We start from the raw sequence: 16,252 nt of genomic DNA, 5'->3' as shown, positions 1-16,252 counted from the left end.
GGGTGGCCCCCCCGAGGCCCGCCCCCCCGGCCTAGTGCGCCCGCCCGCAACCCAGCTCCGCCCCCCCCCCCCCCCCCCGGGGGGGGCCCCCCCCCCCGGGGGGGCCCCCCCCCCACCTCTCGCCTTCGGGACGCCCACACCGTCACGGCGTCATGGCCTCACGGCGTCAGCGCGGGCTCCTTGCCGAGCTCGGCCCCGGCTCCGGTTCCTGCTCCACTCACGGATGTCGCGGAGACGCTCCCGTCGTCCACGGTCCCGTCGCCGCCCTCCACGTGCTGCCGCGGCCGGGTCGGCAGCGCGAACATCACCAGGAAGATCACCGCGAGCACCCCGGCCACGTACCACAGCGAGTGCTGGAACGCCTCCGCGAACGCCGGGCCGACCTGCTGGGGCGCCAGTCGGTCCCCGATGGAACCGAAGAAGACGACCGAGACCAGTCCGAGCCCGAGCGCGTTGCCCATCTGCTGCACGGTGTTGATCAGTCCGGAAGCCGAACCGGAGTGCTCCTTCGGCACCTCGGACAGCACCATGTCCGTCAGCGGAGCCACGATCAGGCCCATGCCGACGCCCATGACCACCAGCGGCAGCGCCATCTGCCAGGACGCGATGCCCATGCCGTACCGGTCCGACTCCCAGATGTAGAGCAGCAGACCGACGATCATCAGCAGCGCACCCGCCTGGAGGACCTTCCGGCCGAAGCGGGGCACCAGCTTCTGCACGGAGATCCCGGCGGCGAACGAGACGGCGATCGAGAACGGGATCCCCGTCGTGCCGGCCTTCAGCGCGCTCCAGCCGAGCCCCATCTGCATGTAGAGCGTCCAGACCAGGAAGAAGATGCCGAGGCCGAGACCGAAGGTCAGTTGCACGGCGATGCCCGCCGCGAAGCTCTTGACCCGGAACAGCGACAGCTCGACCAGCGGTGAACCGTCCTTGCGCGCCTTGCCCCGCTCGAACACCACCAGGGCGAAGAACACCAGGAGGCTGCCGACCATCGACACATGGCCCCACAGCGGCCAGCCCAGCTCGCGCCCACGGGTGAGCGGGTAGATCAGCATCAGCAGTCCCAGCGTCACCAGGGCGACACCGATCAGGTCGAGCCGGAGCGCCTTCGGGGCCTTGGACTCGGTGATGAACTTCCGTCCCAGGATCAGCCCCGCTATGCCGACCGGCAGGTTGATCAGGAAGATGGGCCGCCATTCGAGGCCGGCGATGTTCCACTCGGTGAGCAGCGCGCCCAGCAGCGGTCCCAGGACGGCGCCGAGGCCGACGATCGCCCCGAAGAGGCCGAAGACCTTGCCGCGCTCGTGCGCCGGAAAGGTGGCGTGCACGATCGACAGCACCTGCGGAACCATCAGCGCGGCGGTGCCACCCTGGAGGATGCGGGAGGCGACCAGCATCTCCGGGTTCGCGGCGAAGCCGCAGAGCGCGGAGGCCAGCGTGAAGCCGCCGATACCGATGAGGAACAGTCGCTTGCGGCCGTAGATGTCGCCCAGCCGGCCGCCGGTGATCAGCCCGGCCGCGAAGGCCAGGGCGTATCCGGCGGTGATCCACTGGATCGAGCTGAACGAGGCACCGGTGTCCTGCTGGATGCTCGGGACGGCGATGTTGACGATCGTGACGTCGACCAGGTCCATGAAGGCCGCGGTCATCACGATGGCGAGCGCGAACCAGCGTCGCCGGTCCGACGGGTCCGAGGACACCGTGGGCCCGGATGCCGTGGACGGCAGAGATGTGGAAGAAGTCATGGGAAAAAAACTAAGCAGCCAATAGGACAGGTCATGACCCAATGGGCTGGGCATCCTGGTGAGATGACCGACACTCCGGCACGAGGCTGAGCCCATGACCGACACTCCGGCACGACTGCTGAACCTGCTGTCGCTCCTCCAGACGCCCCGCGAATGGCCGGGCAGCGAACTCGCGGAGCGGCTCGACGTCAGCCCGCGCACGATCCGCCGCGACATCGACCGGCTCCGCGAGCTCGGCTATCCGGTCGAGGCCTCGCGCGGGTCGATCGGCGGCTACCGCCTGGTCGCGGGCACCGCCATGCCGCCGCTGCTCCTCGACGACGAGGAGGCGGTGGCCATCGCGGTGGGCCTGCGGGCCGGTGCCGGACATGCCATCGAGGGGGTGGACGAGGCGTCCGTACGGGCTCTGGCGAAGCTGGAGCAGGTGCTGCCCTCGCGGTTGCGGCACCGGGTCTCGACCCTGCAGAACGCGACGATGCCGCTGACCCGTGGCGACGGCTCGACCATCGACCCGCACACGCTCACGGTGATGGCGGCGGCGGTCACCGGGCGGGAGCGGCTGCGGTTCGCCTACCGCGCGGGGGACGGCGCCGAGACGAAGCGGCAGGCCGAGCCCTACCGGCTGGTGAGCACCGGGTGGCGCTGGTATCTCGTCGCATACGACCTGGGACGCGAGGACTGGCGTACGTTCCGGGTCGACCGCGTCAGCGAGCCGTTCGCGACCGGGGCCCGGTTCACCCCGCGCGAGCTGCCCACGGGGGACGCGGCGGAGTTCCTCGCCGGCTCCATCGCCCGGCGGCAGCCCGAACTGGCGGTCGACGTGAGTTTCGCGGCCCCGGCGGACTTCGTGTCCGCACGCCTCCCGGCCTCGATCGGCCCGCTGGAGCGGACCGGCGAGAACAGCTGCCGGCTGCGGGCGGTGCTGTCCGACTCACTGGAATGGGTGGCGGTCCGGCTCGCGCTGGTGGACTGCGAGTTCACCGCGCACGAGCCGCCGCAGCTGGTGGAGTACCTGAGTGATCTGGGCGCCCGGTTGACCCGCGCGGGAGCGGCGCGCCGACGCGCGGACCCACCGGCCACGCGCTGAAGCGCCGGCGCCACGAAGACGCCGACCGGACCGGTCCACAGGCGCCAAGGGCGCGGCCACCGGGACCAGAGGCGCCCCGGGCGCAAAAGGATGAGCCCCGGCGCCAGGGGGGGGGTGGGCGCCGGGACTCAGCTCAGGGGGTCACACGAAGCGACCTATTTCGGAGGTTACTGGACTCGGGCTCACGCCGCAGCGTCAAAACCCGTGTCGTGCGCCATTCGCTTCAGTTCGAGCAGCGCGTGCTTCTCGATCTGGCGGATCCGCTCACGGGTCAGCCCGTGCTGCTTGCCCACCTCGGTGAGGGTCCGCTCGCGGCCGTCCTCGATGCCGTACCGCATACGGATGATCGACGCGGTGCGGTTGTCGAGCTTGCCGATCAGGTCCTCCAGCTCCTCGCTGCGCAGCAGCGTCATCACCGACTGCTCGGGCGACACCGCGGAGGTGTCCTCCAGCAGATCGCCGAACTGTGTCTCTCCCTCGTCGTCCACGGACATGTTGAGACTGACCGGGTCACGGGCCCAGTCCAGGACATCGCCCACACGCTCCGGCGTGGAGTCCAGCTCGGCGGCTATCTCCGTGTGCTCCGGCTCGCGCCCGTGTTCACGGTTGAACTCGCGCTGCACCCGACGGATCCGGCCGAGCTCCTCCACCAGGTGGACGGGGAGCCGGATCGTACGGGACTGGTCGGCTATGGAACGGGTGATGGCCTGGCGGATCCACCACGTCGCGTACGTGGAGAACTTGAAGCCCTTGGCGTAGTCGAACTTCTCGACCGCGCGCACCAGACCCGCGTTGCCCTCCTGGATCAGGTCGAGCAGGGGCAGCCCCGCCCGCGGGTAGCGCCGGGCGACGGCAACGACGAGCCGGAGGTTGGAACGGATGAATACGTCCTTGGCGCGCTCGCCCTCGGCGACCAGCGCCTCCAGCTCCGCGCGTGACGCTCCACCGGCTTCGCTCTCCACCACACCGTCGAGAATCTGACGCGCGTACACACCCGCCTCGACGGTTTGCGACAGCTCGACCTCCTTTGCGGCATCGAGCAGCGGCGTACGCGCGATCTCGTCCAGGTACATGCCGACCAGGTCGCGATCGGCGATCTCTCCGCCCGCTGCGCGAACACTGCTTGCCCGGCTGGTCCCACCGGTGGCGGACGAACGACGGGCGACGGCACGGGTTGCCATGCGTGCTCCCTTGCTGAGTAGGTCGCGACACCCTCTCGGGTGCCCTGCATCCGATGGAAACAACGACTGGAATCCGGACAGAATTCCCCTGCCTGGCATTCATTTTCGCGATCATGCAGTACCCTGTGCCGCCGCGAGAGAGGTGCGCATGCCGAACACCCAGGCAGAAGTGCAGGTCAGGCCGGGCATCGAAGGTGATTTGGTGGCCCTCACGGACATCTACAACCATTACGTACGTGAGACCGCGCTCACATTCGATACGACTCCCTTTACACCCGAACAGCGGCTGCCGTGGCTTCGTTCCCATCCGGAAGACGGCCCTCACCGTCTTCTGGTTGCTCAGGATGTCCGCATTGTCGGTGCTGATTCGATCCTGGGGTACGTCACCAGCAGCCCCTTCCGCCCCAAGGCGGCGTACGCGACCTCGATCGAGGTGAGCGTGTACTGCGCGCCGAGGGCCACCGGCCGGGGCATCGGCACACTCCTCTACTCGTCCCTGTTCGAGGCGCTGGCAGGTGAGGACCTGCACCGCGCGTACGCGGGCATCACCCAGCCCAACGACGCCTCGGCCCGGCTGCACGAGCGTTTCGGTTTCCGCCACGTCGGCACGTACGCCGAGGTGGGCCGGAAGTTCGGAACCTACTGGGACGTGGCCTGGTACGAGAAGCGGATGGGTCCCGGGTCCTAGGTCGCGCGCACGGTCCCGGACCGGGACCACGGCCCGTTACGCACCACGGGCGCCACGCCTAGCGTCCTTCCGTATGGACGAGACGACGAGCACGGACGGCACGACGGGCGGCAGGGACGACGAAGCGGCCGGCGTCAGGGGTGACGCGGCAGCCGACGGAACCGCCGAGGACACCACGGGCACGCTCGACGAGGCGCTGGAACGCCTCCACACCGCAGGCCCGGAACGGAACGGCTGGCTGAGCAATCACGGTCCGATGGCCGTCGAGGCACTGGTCCGGCACGGCCAGGCACCGGTCGTCCACCGCTGGCTCGACCACTACAGCGACAAGCTGGAGGACATGCCGGACACGGCGTCCCGGGTCACCGCGGAGAACTGGCGCGAGGCCCTGGGGGACCCGCGCCGGATCGCGGACTGGACGGTGTACTTCGAGCGGGAGACGGCCGAGCGCCCCTGGCGGGACGTCCTGGCCGAATGGTGGCCGCGGCTTCTGCCCGGCATCGCGGCGGGCGCCACCCACCCCGTGATCCGGGTCGGCCACTCCGTGCGCACCCTCCTCGCGGGGGAGGCGAGCGCGCCCCGGATCACCGAGCTCGCCCATGGCCTCGGCTACTGGGCCGCCCGCCACCAGCCGCTGCCCGCACTGAATCCGCTGGCGCCCGCACCGAGCGCCGGGGCCGCGCTGGAAGCCGTGCCGCCGGTGCCGGAGCAGAGCGGCGGCATCCGGGACCGGCTGGCGCAGCTCACCGCGTTCCCGGTGTGGCCGCAGCACTTCACCGCCGACCCGGACGAGGCCCGGACCCGGCTGGAGGAGCTGGTGCGGGCCGCGACGCATCGATATGCCACCCACGGGCACGGCGAGCCGGTCATGCTGGTGCATGCCTCGACCGCACCCAATGCCGTGCTGCGCACTCTGCCCGCGCTCCCCCGCGCGTTGTGGGCGCCGAGCCTGGAGGCCGCCTGGGCGGCGAGCGCCGCCGTCACCGCCGCGTACGGTCCGGCCGAGCCCGCCCCGTACACACCCACGACCGCGTCCGCCGAGGAGCTCTTCGCGCGGGCGGCGGCGCACGGAGACGACCACACCATCAAGTTCACCGACACCGCACTGGACGTCGGCGACTCCACGGCCCTGGCCGCCGCGCTCCGCTCGATCGAACTGAATCCGCCGACCCTGTGACGGATCCCCCGAGGCCTCTCACCGCCCTCGGCACCCCCGTCGCCCCAGGGACCTCTCGTTCGGACCGTGCCGGGCTCGCGTGCCCCGGCACCGGGCTCCGCTCGCCGATCCGGCCCGATCCGGACGAGAGACCCTTCGGCGCTCTCAGCCGAACTGCACCGACCGCTTCGCCAGCCCCATCCAGAACCCGTCGATGACGCTGCGGCCCAGGCCCAGCTCGCTCTCCGACGCGCCGAGTGTCACGAAGAGCGGCGCGAAGTGCTCGGTGCGCGGGTGGGCCAGCCGCCCGGCCGGGGACTTGTGCTCGAAGTCCAGCAGGGCGTCGATGTCCTGTGCCTGGAGCGCCCGCTGTCCCCAGTCGTCGAACTCCGCCGACCAGCCGGGGACGCCGCCGCCCGCGTGCCGCAGGGCGGCCAGGTTGTGGGTGAAGAAGCCGCTGCCGACGATCAGGACGCCCTCGTCGCGCAGCGGTGCGAGCCTGCGTCCGATGTCCATCAGCTTCTGCGGGTCCAGCGTCGGCATGGAGATCTGGAGCACGGGGATGTCGGCGTCCGGGAACATCTCCACCAGCGGGACGTATGCCCCGTGGTCGAGCCCGCGGTCCGGGATGTCCTGGACCGGCGTGCCGGCGCCACGCAGCAGCTTGCGCACGTTCTCCGCCAGTTCCGGGGCGCCCGGGGCGGCGTACCGCACCCGGTAGTAGTGCTCGGGGAAACCCCAGAAGTCGTAGACGAGCGGGACGGTCTCCGTCGCACCGAGGGCGAGCGGAGCCTCCTCCCAGTGCGCGGAGACCATCAGGATCGCGCGGGGGCGGGGCAGACCGGCGGACCAGGCGGCCAGTTCGCCGGGCCAGACCGGGTCGTCGGCCAGCGGCGGCGCGCCGTGAGAGAGGTAGAGGGCGGGCATGCGCTCCGCGGTGACAGTCATGGCACTCCCCATCCGCTGCTGATCGAGGTAAGTCTTCTACTGGGTCTCTTTGAGAAGGAAGGATTCTTTAATCTTCAAGCTCCTACCTTCCGAGACCTTAGCTCTATCTAGTTAAACTTTCAAGAAAAGGTCGTACAGTGGAGTACATGACCACGGCATCCCCCGGCGAGCCCCGCTGGCTCTCCGACGAAGAGCAGCGTGTCTGGCGTGCGTATCTCCACGCCACCACGCTCATGGAGGACCACCTCGACCGCCAGTTGCAGCGTGACGCGGGGATGCCGCACATCTACTACGGACTGCTCGTCCAGCTCTCCCAGGCGCCCCGCCGCCGGAAGCGGATGACCGAGCTGGCCAAGGACGCCAAGATCACCCGCTCCCGGCTCTCGCACGCCGTCGCACGGCTGGAGAAGAGCGGCTGGGTGCGCCGCGAGGACTGCCCGTCCGACAAGCGCGGCCAGAACGCGGTCCTCACCGACGACGGCTACGAGATGCTCCGCCGGTCCGCGCCGGGCCATGTCAGCGCCGTGCGCCAGGCGATGTTCGACCGGCTCACACCCGAGCAGGTGCGCTCGCTCGGCGAGATCATGCAGGTCGTCGCCACCGGTCTGCAGCCGGAGGGCACGGACGCGGATCTGCCCTGGCTGCGCTGAACCACCCACCGGGACGTGGCTCTGCCCCGGTTCCGCTCGACGGAACCGGGGCAGAGCCACGTTCATCCCGCTCGACGCCTCGGGGCGACGTCAGTGGGCGACGACCGGGACCTTGAACTCGTCCTCGACGCCGTCGGCGTCACCCGAACCGGAGCCTCCGCTCGCCGTGGTCGCCATGGGACGCCCGGCGTTGATGAAGGTCACCGCGATCGCCGAGGCCACCACCAGGATGCCGACGGCCCACCAGATGGCACCGGTGAAGCCGTGCACCATCGACTGGAGCTTCAGCAGCCCGGGATCGCGGGCGCCGAGCGCGGCGTGCGAATCGGCGTACGCCGTCGCGGCCGATGCGGCGATGGTGTTCAGCAGCGCCGTACCGATCGCGCCGCCCACCTGCTGCGAGGTGTTGACCATCGCGGACGCGACGCCCGAGTCCCTCGGCTCGACACCGTGCGTGGCCAGCGACATGGCCGGCATGAACGCCGTACCCATGCCGAGCCCCAGCAGGAGCTGCGCGGGCAGGATGAGCGTGGTGTACGAGGAGCCGATCTCCAGCTGCGTCAGCAGCAGCATGCCGACGGCGGCGACCAGGAAGCCGGGGCCCATGAGCTTGCGGGCCGGGACGCGGGTCATCAGCCGGGCACCGATCTGCGTCGAACCGGTGATCATGCCCGCGATCATCGGGAGGAAGGCGAAGCCCGTCCTGATCGGCGAGTACCCCTTCACGACCTGCAGGTAGTACGTCAGGAAGAGGAACAGACCGAACATCGCGATGACGGCCAGGCCCAGCGAGAGGTAGACGCCGCCGCGGTTGCGGTCCAGCAGCACGCGCAGCGGCAGCAGCGGCGACTTGACCCGGGACTCGGTCAGGACGAACGCGAGGAGCAGCGCACCGGCCGCGACGAACATGCCGATGGTCAGCGCGTCCGACCAGCCGGCGGACTCGGCGCGGGTGAATCCGTACACCAGCGAGACCAGACCCAGCGCGGACAGGACGACGCCCGGGATGTCGAGCGGCGAGCGGTTGCGGCTGCCGGCCGGCTCGCGGACCACGAAGTACGCGCCCGCGGCCGCGACGACGGCGAACGGGATGTTGACGAAGAACGTCCAGCGCCAGTTCAGCGCCTGGGTGAGGAAGCCGCCGAGGATCAGGCCGACGGCGCCACCGCCACCGGCGATCGCACCGTAGATGCCGAACGCCTTGGCGCGCTCCTTGGCATCGGTGAACATCACGGCGAGCAGCGACAGCGCCGCCGGGGCGAGCAGCGCGCCGAAGACGCCCTGGAGGGCCCGGGAACCGAAGAGCATGCCCTGGTTCTGGGCCGCGCCACCGAGCGCGGAGGCCAGCGCGAAGCCGATCAGACCGACGACGAACGTCCGCTTGCGCCCCCAGAGGTCGGCGATCCGGCCCCCGAAGAGCAGCAGTCCGCCGAAGGCGAGCGCGTAGGCCGTGATGACCCACTGCTTGTTGGCATCGGATATGCCCAGGGCCGTCTGGGCGTGCGGCAGCGCGATGTTCACGATCGTGGCATCGAGCACGACCATCAGCTGCGCGAGGGCGATGAACGCCAGCGCTTTCCAGCGACTGGGGTCCGGGAGTCGGATATCGGCTGTTTTTGACATGGAGGTATCCACCTAAGGACGCGCGTGGGCGCGCCAAATCGTGAACCGAGAGGTCGGCGAACGGGCAGTCGGTAAGGGACGGCCGACAAGAACGGCCGCCTCAGGAGGCCGGGCGGGACGGGTCGGGCGTCGTCGGTGGGGCGTGACGGATCGGCCCGGACGGGTCGGGCGGCGGGGCGGGTCGGGTGCGACCGCCCGGGCACGACGGGTCGTCGCGGGTCGAGCGGTGAAAGGGAGACGTGGTCGAGGTGCGGTGAAAGGGGAAGGCGTGGTCACAGTGCGGCGGTCGCGCCGCCGGGCACCCGGTTCAGGGGCCCGGCGCGGGCGTCATGGCCGGCGCCGCAGATCCTCCAAGGTCGCCGCCGTTCCGGGCAGCCGGGATCGGGCCGGAGCCTCCAGACCGTCCAGGAACAGCTGTAGATGACGGTGGGTGAACCGGTCGATGTCCGGGCAGCCGATGCCGGGCAGCGGCCGGGTGAGCTGGGAGAGGGCGACCAGTACGTCACCGACCGCGATGTCGGTGCGCAGGCGCCCGGCGGACATGGCGCGCGCCACGAGCCCTTCGACGGCCTCTTCGAGGCGCCGGCGCTCGGCGAGCAGTTCGGGGTGGTCCTTGTCGAAGCCGCCGGACAGCATCGGGCACAGGGCCCCGATCCGTTCGTCGGCCGCCGCGTGCACGAAGCGGCAGAGCGCGGCGAAGGGATCGGGCTCCTCGGCCGCCGCCTCCTCCGCGCGGTCGGTGGTGCGGGAGGTGACCGCGAGCACGACCTCATGCGTCAGCGCGGCCCGGTCGGGGAAGTTCCGGTAGAGCGTGGCGTTGCCGACGCCGGCGCGGCGGGCGACCTCGTCGAGCGGCACGTCCGGCCCGAACTCGACGAACATCTCGCGCGCGGCCGTCACGATCCGCTCCCGGTTGCGCAGCGCGTCCGCCCGCGGACGGTGCGTCCGGGGCTGCGCCGTTCCGGCGGCGGCGCGAGTGGCGGTGTCCACGACGACTGTCCCTGCCTTCCGACTCCTGGGGTTCCCGGCACCACGGTCCTCGCGGCGCCGGTCTTCGGTTCCGGTCTCTTCGGCCTCGGCCCTGTTTCGGCCTCGGTCTCGATCCTGCTTCGGTCCTGGTCCTGTGCTCCTGGTCGTTTCCATCCTCGCAGCCCCCTTCCAGCAACCGGGGAATGCCTCCCCGTTTTCCGGGGACACGAGTTCAAACGGGGAAACGGTCCCCGGTTATTTCCCCACCATGATGTGACCTGAGGCACACCTCGAAACGGGAAAACCAACCGTTCGGCGCACCCGGCGAGCGGTGCCGCACCACCCGTCACAGGCTGATCCGCAGAGCGCAGTCAGGGCCGGCCGGCTGCCGCGGACCGCGAGGCGCCTGTATGCAGAAAACCCGCCACCGGATACGCAAGCACCACAGCCCGATCGCGCTCGCCTCGGCCACGACCCTGCTCATCGCGGCGCTCGCCTCGGCCAGCAGCGCGCTTCAGACATCCGACCGGGCCTCGGCAGGACCGGTGGCGAGCTCCCGGTCAGCGGGCGCAGCCGCGTGCCGAATAGCGACGACCATGGGCGTACAGATGTCGGAGGGCATACCGACGGCGGCGAACTACGCCCACTCCACGGGGCGGATCCACGCGCTCAACCTGATGATCGACTTTCCCGACGCACCGGGCACCGAACCGGCGATGGACCGGTTCGGTGAATTCTTCCCGCAGACCATCAACTGGTTCCGGACCGCTTCGTACGGACGGCTCACCTACATCCCCGACGCGCCCGTGAAGACCTGGCTGCGGATGCCGCTCCCGTTCTCCGAGTACGGGATAGAACGCGGATCGTCGTACGAGCCGGGCTACCGCCAACTCGTCCAGGACATCGTCGCCGCCACGAAGTCGAAGGTCGACTTCAGTACGTACGACCTGGTCAACGTCCTGGTCACACCGAACGCCGGGCCCCCCGCCCTGGACACCGTCCTGTCCGTGACCTTCTCCGGCAATGACGAGGCCCCGCACGCGGACGGCGTCCCGCTCGCCAATACGTCGTTCATCTACAGCCGCCAGGACGACGGCTCGGGCTCGTTCAAGCAGAACGGATACCGCGTCCTGCCGCACGAGAACGGCCATGTCTTCGGACTCCCCGACCTCTACACCGTGGAGGGCGGCGGCGCGGTCGGGCACTGGGACATCATGTCGGAGGACTGGGGGGCCAACAATGATCTGCTCGGCTGGCACAAGTGGAAGCTCGGCTGGCTGGACAACAAGCAGGTCGACTGTGTCGCCCGGTCCGGCACCAGCGAGCACGTCCTCGAACCGCTGGCCACCCGGGGCGGCCTCAAGCTGGCCTTCATACCGCTGAGCAGCGAGTCCGGCTACGCCGTGGAGGTACGGACCCGGGCGGGCAACGACCAGGCGGTCTGCCGGCCCGGGGTGCTGATCTACAAGGTGAGCTCGGACGTCGACACCGGTCAGGGGCCGGTGTCCGTCGCGGACAGCACCAAGGGCAGCAGCGGCTGCACCCGGCTGCCCAATGTGCACCCCGCCCTCTCCGACGCCGCCTATGAGCCCGGCCAGACCTTCACCGACCGGGCGAGCGGCATCCGCATATCCGTGGTCGACAAGGACGACAAGGGGAACTACCGCGTCCGGATCACTCGTCCCTGACCGCCCAGGTCCGCCGCCCGACCGCCCCGCTCGGCCATGGTCACGACCGGCCGGCCTCTCCCTCCGAATCCATGGCCGGTTCCTCCCCGCCGGCCCGCCGCACCTCCTCCTCGACGGGCCCGCGCAGCTCCCGCTTGAGGATCTTCCCGGTCGGATTGCGGGGCAGCGGTTCCCTGCGTACCAGCACATGGGCCGGGACCTTGAACGCGGCCAGGCTCCGGCCCACGTGCGTCCTGAGCTCCTCGGGAGTGACGGTGGCACCGGCCCGCAGCCGGACGACGGCGGCGACCTCCTCGCCGAGGACCGGATGCGCCACCCCCAGCACCGCCGCGTCCTCGACGTCGGGGTGGTCGTGGAGCACCGCCTCGACCTCGACGCAGTACACGTTCTCCCCGCCGCGGATCACCATGTCCTTGATCCGGTCGACGACATCGACCCGCCCCGCGCGCACCACCGCGAGATCACCGGTCCGGAACCAGCCGTCGGTGAACGCCCGGGCGGTCGCCGCCTCGTCCCGCCAGTAGCCGCGGACCAGGGACTGGCCGCGCAGCCACAGCTCACCGACCTCGCCGTCGGGCAGCACCTCGCCCGTGGGGCCCACGATCCGCACCTCGGTGGCGGGGGTCGGACGGCCGACGCTGCCCCGGTGGAGCCGGTACTCGGCGCCGAAGTTCGCCAGGACGCCTCCGCTGGTCTCGGTCAGGCCGTAGCCGTTGCGGGGCTCGATCCGGTCGCCGTGGCGGGTGGTCAGCCGCGCGACCAGATCGGGCGGGGCGGCTGCCCCGCCGGTGTTCAGCATCTGCAGACTCTCCAGACCGTCGCCCGCGCGCTCGGCCGCCGCGAGGAGCTGGAGCGCGGTCGTCGGGACTCCGGCGTAGTGCGTGACGCCGTGCGCGCGGATCAGCCGCAGCGCCTCCTCGGCATCCCACTTCCGCATCAGGACGATCGTGCCGCCCGCCGCCATCGCCGCGTAGAAGCCGGTGAACGCCGCGACGTGGAAGAACGGGAACGTCAGCAGCGACACCGGGGCGGGGCCCTGCCCCGGGACGATCCCGCGCCCGAGTGCGGAGGCGGCCGCGTGGTAGCGGGGGTTGATTACGGCACCCACCTGGGCGAGATGGGTGGCGACCGCGCCCTTGGGCCGGCCGGTGGTGCCGGAGGTGTAGATGATCGTCGCGTCGTCCTCCGGCCGGACCTCGACCTCGGGGGGCGCGGCGAGCGGATCGGGCGCGGGCAGGTCCTCGTACCGCTCGACGCCGTCCGGGACCGCCCCCTCCGCGTGGAAGACGACCACGCGCGCACCGTTCCTCGCCGCCCAGCCGGCGACCCTCGGCAGCCGCTCGCCGTCCACCAGGAGCACCCGCGGCCCGCAGTCCTCCAGCGCGTACGTGAACTCGTCCTCGGTCCACCAGGCGTTGAGCGGGACGGCCACCAGCCCGGCCAGTTGCGCGGCCCAGAAGGCGATCTGCCACTCCGGGTGGTTGCGCATCGCGACGACGGCCCGGTCGCCCCGGCGCAGCCCGTACGTCCCGGTCAGCCGGCACGCCAGCGCGGACGCGGCGGCGAAGAACTCGGCGTACGAGTAATCGCGCTGCCCCGAGATCAGGAACGGCCGGTCCCCGTAGGCCCAGGTGGTCTCCACGAACTCACGGAGTGTGCGCGGCCCGTCCGCGTACACGAGGGCGCCGGCGTGCGCCCCGTCCTCTGCCCGCACCACGGCGAACGGGGCCCCCGGAGCGGTGAGCACGGCTTCGACACGGGCCGCGGCATCCGCGGCGGCGTCGTCGGCAGCGGCGGCCGGGGGGCGGGCCTGCGGGGCCGATGGGGCGGAAATCGGGTCGATGTGCGGCACGAACGACCTCTCTAAGCGCTTGCTCAGTACCTTCGCGACGGTATGCCCGTGCCCACCCGTCGTCAAGGGAACCTTCCGGCCCGCGCCCGCGGCGGCTCCCAGAGCTTCCGAAGGTGGTCACGCGGTCTGCGAGGGAAGCGGCGGGGAGCTCCGGGGGGCGGCTCGATCCTCGGCAGGGCCGACGACATCGCCGTCGTGCGGCGGCCTCACGCCGCCCCGCTCGTGCCGACCACGATGTCCGAGCGATCCGGATACGACACCCCGGCCGTTGACGCCCTGATCGCACACGCGGCATCCGTGGTCGCAGCGATGTGGTCGCAGACATGTGGTCGCAGAGCCACTGTGACCGGGCCCGGCGGGGTCAGGCGGGGAGTGTCAGGCGGAAGACCGTGTGTCCGGGGCCGCTGGTGACGGTGGCGGCTCCGCCGTGGGCGGTGATGACGGCGCGGACGATGGCGAGACCGAGACCGGTGCTTCCCGTGCTGCGGGAGCGGGCGTGGTCGGCGCGGACGAAGCGTCCGAAGACCTCGGGCCGGAGCTCGGGGGGAATCCCCGGTCCGTTGTCGCTCACGCGCACGGCGACGCCGGATCGACCGGCGGTGAGGGCGACGGTCACTTCGGTGCCGGGCGGGGTGTGGGTGCGGGCATTGGCCAGGAGGTTCCCGATGGCCTGCTGGAGCCGGTGGGCGTCGCCGGTGACGGTGACCGGTTCTCCGGGGAGGTCGAGGAGCCAGCGGTGGCCGGGGCTCGCGGCGCGTGCGTCCTCCGTCGCGTTCAGGATCAGCAGGGTCAGATCGACCGGCTCGTGTTCGAGGGGGCGTCCGGCGTCCAGGCGGGCGAGGAGAAGCAGGTCGTCGACCAGACGCGTCATGCGCCGCGACTCCCCGTCGATGCGCTCCAGGGCGTGGCGTACCTCGCCGGGAACGGGGCCGCGGTGGCGCAGGGCGAGTTCGGCGTGGCCCCGGATGTTGGCGACGGGGGTACGCAGCTCGTGGCTGGCGTCGGCGGCAAAGTGCCGCAGCCGCTCCTCACTGGCCTGGCGCTGGGTGAGTGCGCCCTCGACATGGCCGAGCATGTGGTTGAGGGCGCTGCCGACCTGACCGACCTCGGTACGGGGGTCGGTGTCGGGAAGCGGTCCGGGCATGGCGACCTCACCGCTGGCGAGGGGCAGCCCGGCCACCTCCGCGGCACGGGCGGTGACCCGCTGGAGGGGGCGCAGGGAGACCCGCACCCACAGGGCCCCCGCGACGCCGGTGACCACGAGGGCGGCGGCGAACAGCCCGGCCTCGACCGCTTCGAGACGGTGAACGGTCTCTTCCACCGGATGCAGGGGCAGACCGGTGATCAGCGTGTCCTGGTCGTCGCCCCGGACAGCCGTGACGCGGTACGCCCCCAGAGCGGCGAGCCGGATGCTGTGTCCGTGTGCGTCGGCGGGGATCCCCGCCAGGGCGTGACGGTCCCCGGGGGTGAGGGCGAGGGGGCGGTCGGTGGCGTCGACGACGACGGCTGCCTGGGTGACGGTGCCGTTCAGGAGGCGGGCACCGAAGGTCGACTCCGCCTGCCCCCGGGTGTCGGGGCGATTGTCGGCGTCGGGCGTGGCCTCGTGCTCCAGGCTGGCGGCGAACCGGCCGCCGGAGGCGGACAGCTGCTCGTCCAGGCGCCCCATCAGGAAGCCTCGCAGTGCGAGGGCGGTGGTGACGCCGACAGCCAGGCAGGCGAGGGCGAGCAGCGCGACGAGTCCGGCGGTGAGCTGGCCGCGCAGGGTACGGGGCAGCGGGCGTCTCATCGGGATTCCGGCTTGAGGACGTAGCCCACACCGCGCACCGTGTGGATCAACGGGGTGCGCCCGGCGTCGATCTTCTTGCGCAGGTAGCTGATGTAGAGCTCGACGATGTGGGCCCGTCCGCCGAAGTCGTAGGCCCAGACCCGGTCGAGGATCTGGTCCTTGGACAGCACCCGGCGCGGGTTGCGCATGAGGAACCGCAGCAGTTCGAACTCGGTCCGGGACAGCTCGACGGTGACCCCGTCGCGCCTGACCTCCCTGGCTTCCTCGTCCATGGCGAGATCCCCGACGGTGAGCCAGTTCGTGCCGGCGGATTCCGCCGTCAGGCCGGCCCGCCGGAGCAGCCCGCGCAGGCGGGCCAGGACTTCCTCCAGGCTGTAGGGCTTGGTGACGTAGTCGTCGCCGCCGGCGCTGATGCCGACGATGCGGTCCTCGACCGCGTCCCGGGCGGTCAGGAACAGCACGCACACGCCGGGGGCCTCGCGTCTCAGCGCGCGCATGACCTGCAGGCCGTCGAGGTCCGGCAGCATCCAGTCCAGGACCACCGCGTCGGGCCGGAAGCCACGGGCGGTCGCGAGCGCGGTCGCACCGTCGGCAGCGGTGCGGACCTGCCAGCCCTCCCCTGTCATGACCCCCGCCAGGACATCCGTGACGTCGGGTTCGTCGTCGACGACGAGAACCCTCACCGGTTCTCCGTCGGGGCGGTGCAGAGGGGATGTCGTACGCGGCTCGTCCATGGTTCCTTCAGCATCCCCCGGCGCGGGTCACGGCAGGGCGGGCCGTGTCTCTGAGTTTCCTCTGAATCGGCTCCGGGAGTCGCCGGCGGGTCGCTTTCAGAAGATACACAGAAGTTCGACCGGGAGGCTGGCCGTCCATCGCCGG

13 protein-coding genes are annotated in these 16,252 nt (G+C 71.1%); 5 read left to right on the top strand and 8 right to left on the bottom strand.

Annotated features, from left to right (window positions below; all coding sequences use genetic code 11):
• Positions 1-158: 158 nt before the first annotated feature.
• On the bottom strand, positions 159-1,745 hold the full coding sequence (locus ACIRP2_RS23600; RefSeq protein WP_404253328.1) for an MFS transporter: 1,587 nt from the start codon (positions 1,743-1,745) through the stop codon (positions 159-161).
• Positions 1,746-1,839: 94 nt separating this feature from the next.
• Between ACIRP2_RS23600 and ACIRP2_RS23595 the strand changes: the two genes are divergently transcribed.
• Positions 1,840-2,832: a helix-turn-helix transcriptional regulator gene (locus ACIRP2_RS23595; protein ID WP_404253326.1), complete on the top strand. Its 993-nt coding sequence runs from the start codon at positions 1,840-1,842 to the stop codon at positions 2,830-2,832.
• A 182-nt stretch (positions 2,833-3,014) separates the two neighbouring features.
• Here the strand turns inward: ACIRP2_RS23595 and ACIRP2_RS23590 are convergent, their stop codons facing one another.
• Positions 3,015-4,013: an RNA polymerase sigma factor RpoD/SigA gene (locus ACIRP2_RS23590; RefSeq protein ID WP_404253324.1), complete on the bottom strand. Its 999-nt coding sequence runs from the start codon at positions 4,011-4,013 to the stop codon at positions 3,015-3,017.
• 148 nt (positions 4,014-4,161) lie between these two features.
• On the opposite strand from ACIRP2_RS23590, the gene ACIRP2_RS23585 reads away from it, so the two are divergent.
• Complete coding sequence (locus ACIRP2_RS23585; RefSeq protein WP_404253322.1) at positions 4,162-4,701, top strand: GNAT family N-acetyltransferase; 540 nt, start codon at positions 4,162-4,164, stop codon at positions 4,699-4,701.
• Between the two features lie 73 nt (positions 4,702-4,774).
• A complete protein-coding gene (locus ACIRP2_RS23580; protein WP_404253320.1) occupies positions 4,775-5,878 on the top strand; it encodes a questin oxidase family protein in 1,104 nt (367 codons plus the stop codon).
• Positions 5,879-6,022: 144 nt separating this feature from the next.
• On the opposite strand, the gene ACIRP2_RS23575 is transcribed toward ACIRP2_RS23580, so the two are convergent.
• Positions 6,023-6,805: a dioxygenase gene (locus tag ACIRP2_RS23575; RefSeq protein WP_404253318.1), complete on the bottom strand. Its 783-nt coding sequence runs from the start codon at positions 6,803-6,805 to the stop codon at positions 6,023-6,025.
• 137 nt (positions 6,806-6,942) lie between these two features.
• Between ACIRP2_RS23575 and ACIRP2_RS23570 the strand changes: the two genes are divergently transcribed.
• The gene (locus ACIRP2_RS23570; protein WP_402283875.1) at positions 6,943-7,455 is read left to right on the top strand and encodes a MarR family winged helix-turn-helix transcriptional regulator; all 513 of its coding nucleotides are present in this window, start codon (positions 6,943-6,945) and stop codon (positions 7,453-7,455) included.
• A 90-nt stretch (positions 7,456-7,545) separates the two neighbouring features.
• On the opposite strand, the gene ACIRP2_RS23565 is transcribed toward ACIRP2_RS23570, so the two are convergent.
• Entirely contained in the window at positions 7,546-9,078 is a 1,533-nt protein-coding gene (locus ACIRP2_RS23565; RefSeq protein WP_404253316.1) for an MFS transporter, read from the bottom strand.
• A gap of 327 nt (positions 9,079-9,405) precedes the next feature.
• Entirely contained in the window at positions 9,406-10,068 is a 663-nt protein-coding gene (locus ACIRP2_RS23560) for a TetR/AcrR family transcriptional regulator (RefSeq protein WP_404253314.1), read from the bottom strand.
• 389 nt (positions 10,069-10,457) lie between these two features.
• Between ACIRP2_RS23560 and ACIRP2_RS23555 the strand changes: the two genes are divergently transcribed.
• Complete coding sequence (locus ACIRP2_RS23555; RefSeq protein WP_404253312.1) at positions 10,458-11,735, top strand: M6 family metalloprotease domain-containing protein; 1,278 nt, start codon at positions 10,458-10,460, stop codon at positions 11,733-11,735.
• A 40-nt stretch (positions 11,736-11,775) separates the two neighbouring features.
• Here ACIRP2_RS23555 and ACIRP2_RS23550 read toward each other — a convergent pair whose 3' ends face one another.
• The 3 genes from ACIRP2_RS23550 to ACIRP2_RS23540 all read right to left on the bottom strand — a co-directional run bounded on the left by ACIRP2_RS23550 (position 11,776) and on the right by ACIRP2_RS23540 (position 16,107).
• A complete protein-coding gene (locus tag ACIRP2_RS23550) occupies positions 11,776-13,587 on the bottom strand; it encodes a class I adenylate-forming enzyme family protein (protein WP_404253310.1) in 1,812 nt (603 codons plus the stop codon).
• Positions 13,588-13,948: 361 nt separating this feature from the next.
• Complete coding sequence (locus ACIRP2_RS23545; protein ID WP_404253308.1) at positions 13,949-15,373, bottom strand: sensor histidine kinase; 1,425 nt, start codon at positions 15,371-15,373, stop codon at positions 13,949-13,951.
• Positions 15,370-16,107 (bottom strand): response regulator transcription factor, encoded by a 738-nt coding sequence (locus tag ACIRP2_RS23540; RefSeq protein ID WP_404253306.1) that lies wholly within the window; start codon positions 16,105-16,107, stop codon positions 15,370-15,372. Before ACIRP2_RS23540 ends, ACIRP2_RS23545 begins: the two co-directional genes overlap by 4 nt.
• Positions 16,108-16,252: the final 145 nt, after the last annotated feature.

This window comes from Streptomyces sp. NPDC101194 (genome assembly GCF_044767885.1).
Classification (GTDB): Bacteria; Actinomycetota; Actinomycetes; order Streptomycetales; family Streptomycetaceae; genus Streptomyces.
The sequence above is the reverse complement of the archived record's forward strand: the minus strand, read 5'-3'. Positions and strand labels throughout refer to the sequence as shown.

Coding starts and splice junctions, on each gene's coding strand:
- ACIRP2_RS23585 (WP_404253322.1), top strand. CDS start 4,162: ATGCCGAACACCCAGGCAGAAGTGCAGGTCAGGCCGGGCATCGAAGGT.
- ACIRP2_RS23540 (WP_404253306.1), bottom strand. CDS start 16,107: ATGGACGAGCCGCGTACGACATCCCCTCTGCACCGCCCCGACGGAGAA.
- ACIRP2_RS23595 (WP_404253326.1), top strand. CDS start 1,840: ATGACCGACACTCCGGCACGACTGCTGAACCTGCTGTCGCTCCTCCAG.
- ACIRP2_RS23555 (WP_404253312.1), top strand. CDS start 10,458: ATGCAGAAAACCCGCCACCGGATACGCAAGCACCACAGCCCGATCGCG.
- ACIRP2_RS23545 (WP_404253308.1), bottom strand. CDS start 15,373: ATGAGACGCCCGCTGCCCCGTACCCTGCGCGGCCAGCTCACCGCCGGA.
- ACIRP2_RS23600 (WP_404253328.1), bottom strand. CDS start 1,745: ATGACTTCTTCCACATCTCTGCCGTCCACGGCATCCGGGCCCACGGTG.
- ACIRP2_RS23580 (WP_404253320.1), top strand. CDS start 4,775: ATGGACGAGACGACGAGCACGGACGGCACGACGGGCGGCAGGGACGAC.
- ACIRP2_RS23575 (WP_404253318.1), bottom strand. CDS start 6,805: ATGACTGTCACCGCGGAGCGCATGCCCGCCCTCTACCTCTCTCACGGC.
- ACIRP2_RS23565 (WP_404253316.1), bottom strand. CDS start 9,078: ATGTCAAAAACAGCCGATATCCGACTCCCGGACCCCAGTCGCTGGAAA.
- ACIRP2_RS23590 (WP_404253324.1), bottom strand. CDS start 4,013: ATGGCAACCCGTGCCGTCGCCCGTCGTTCGTCCGCCACCGGTGGGACC.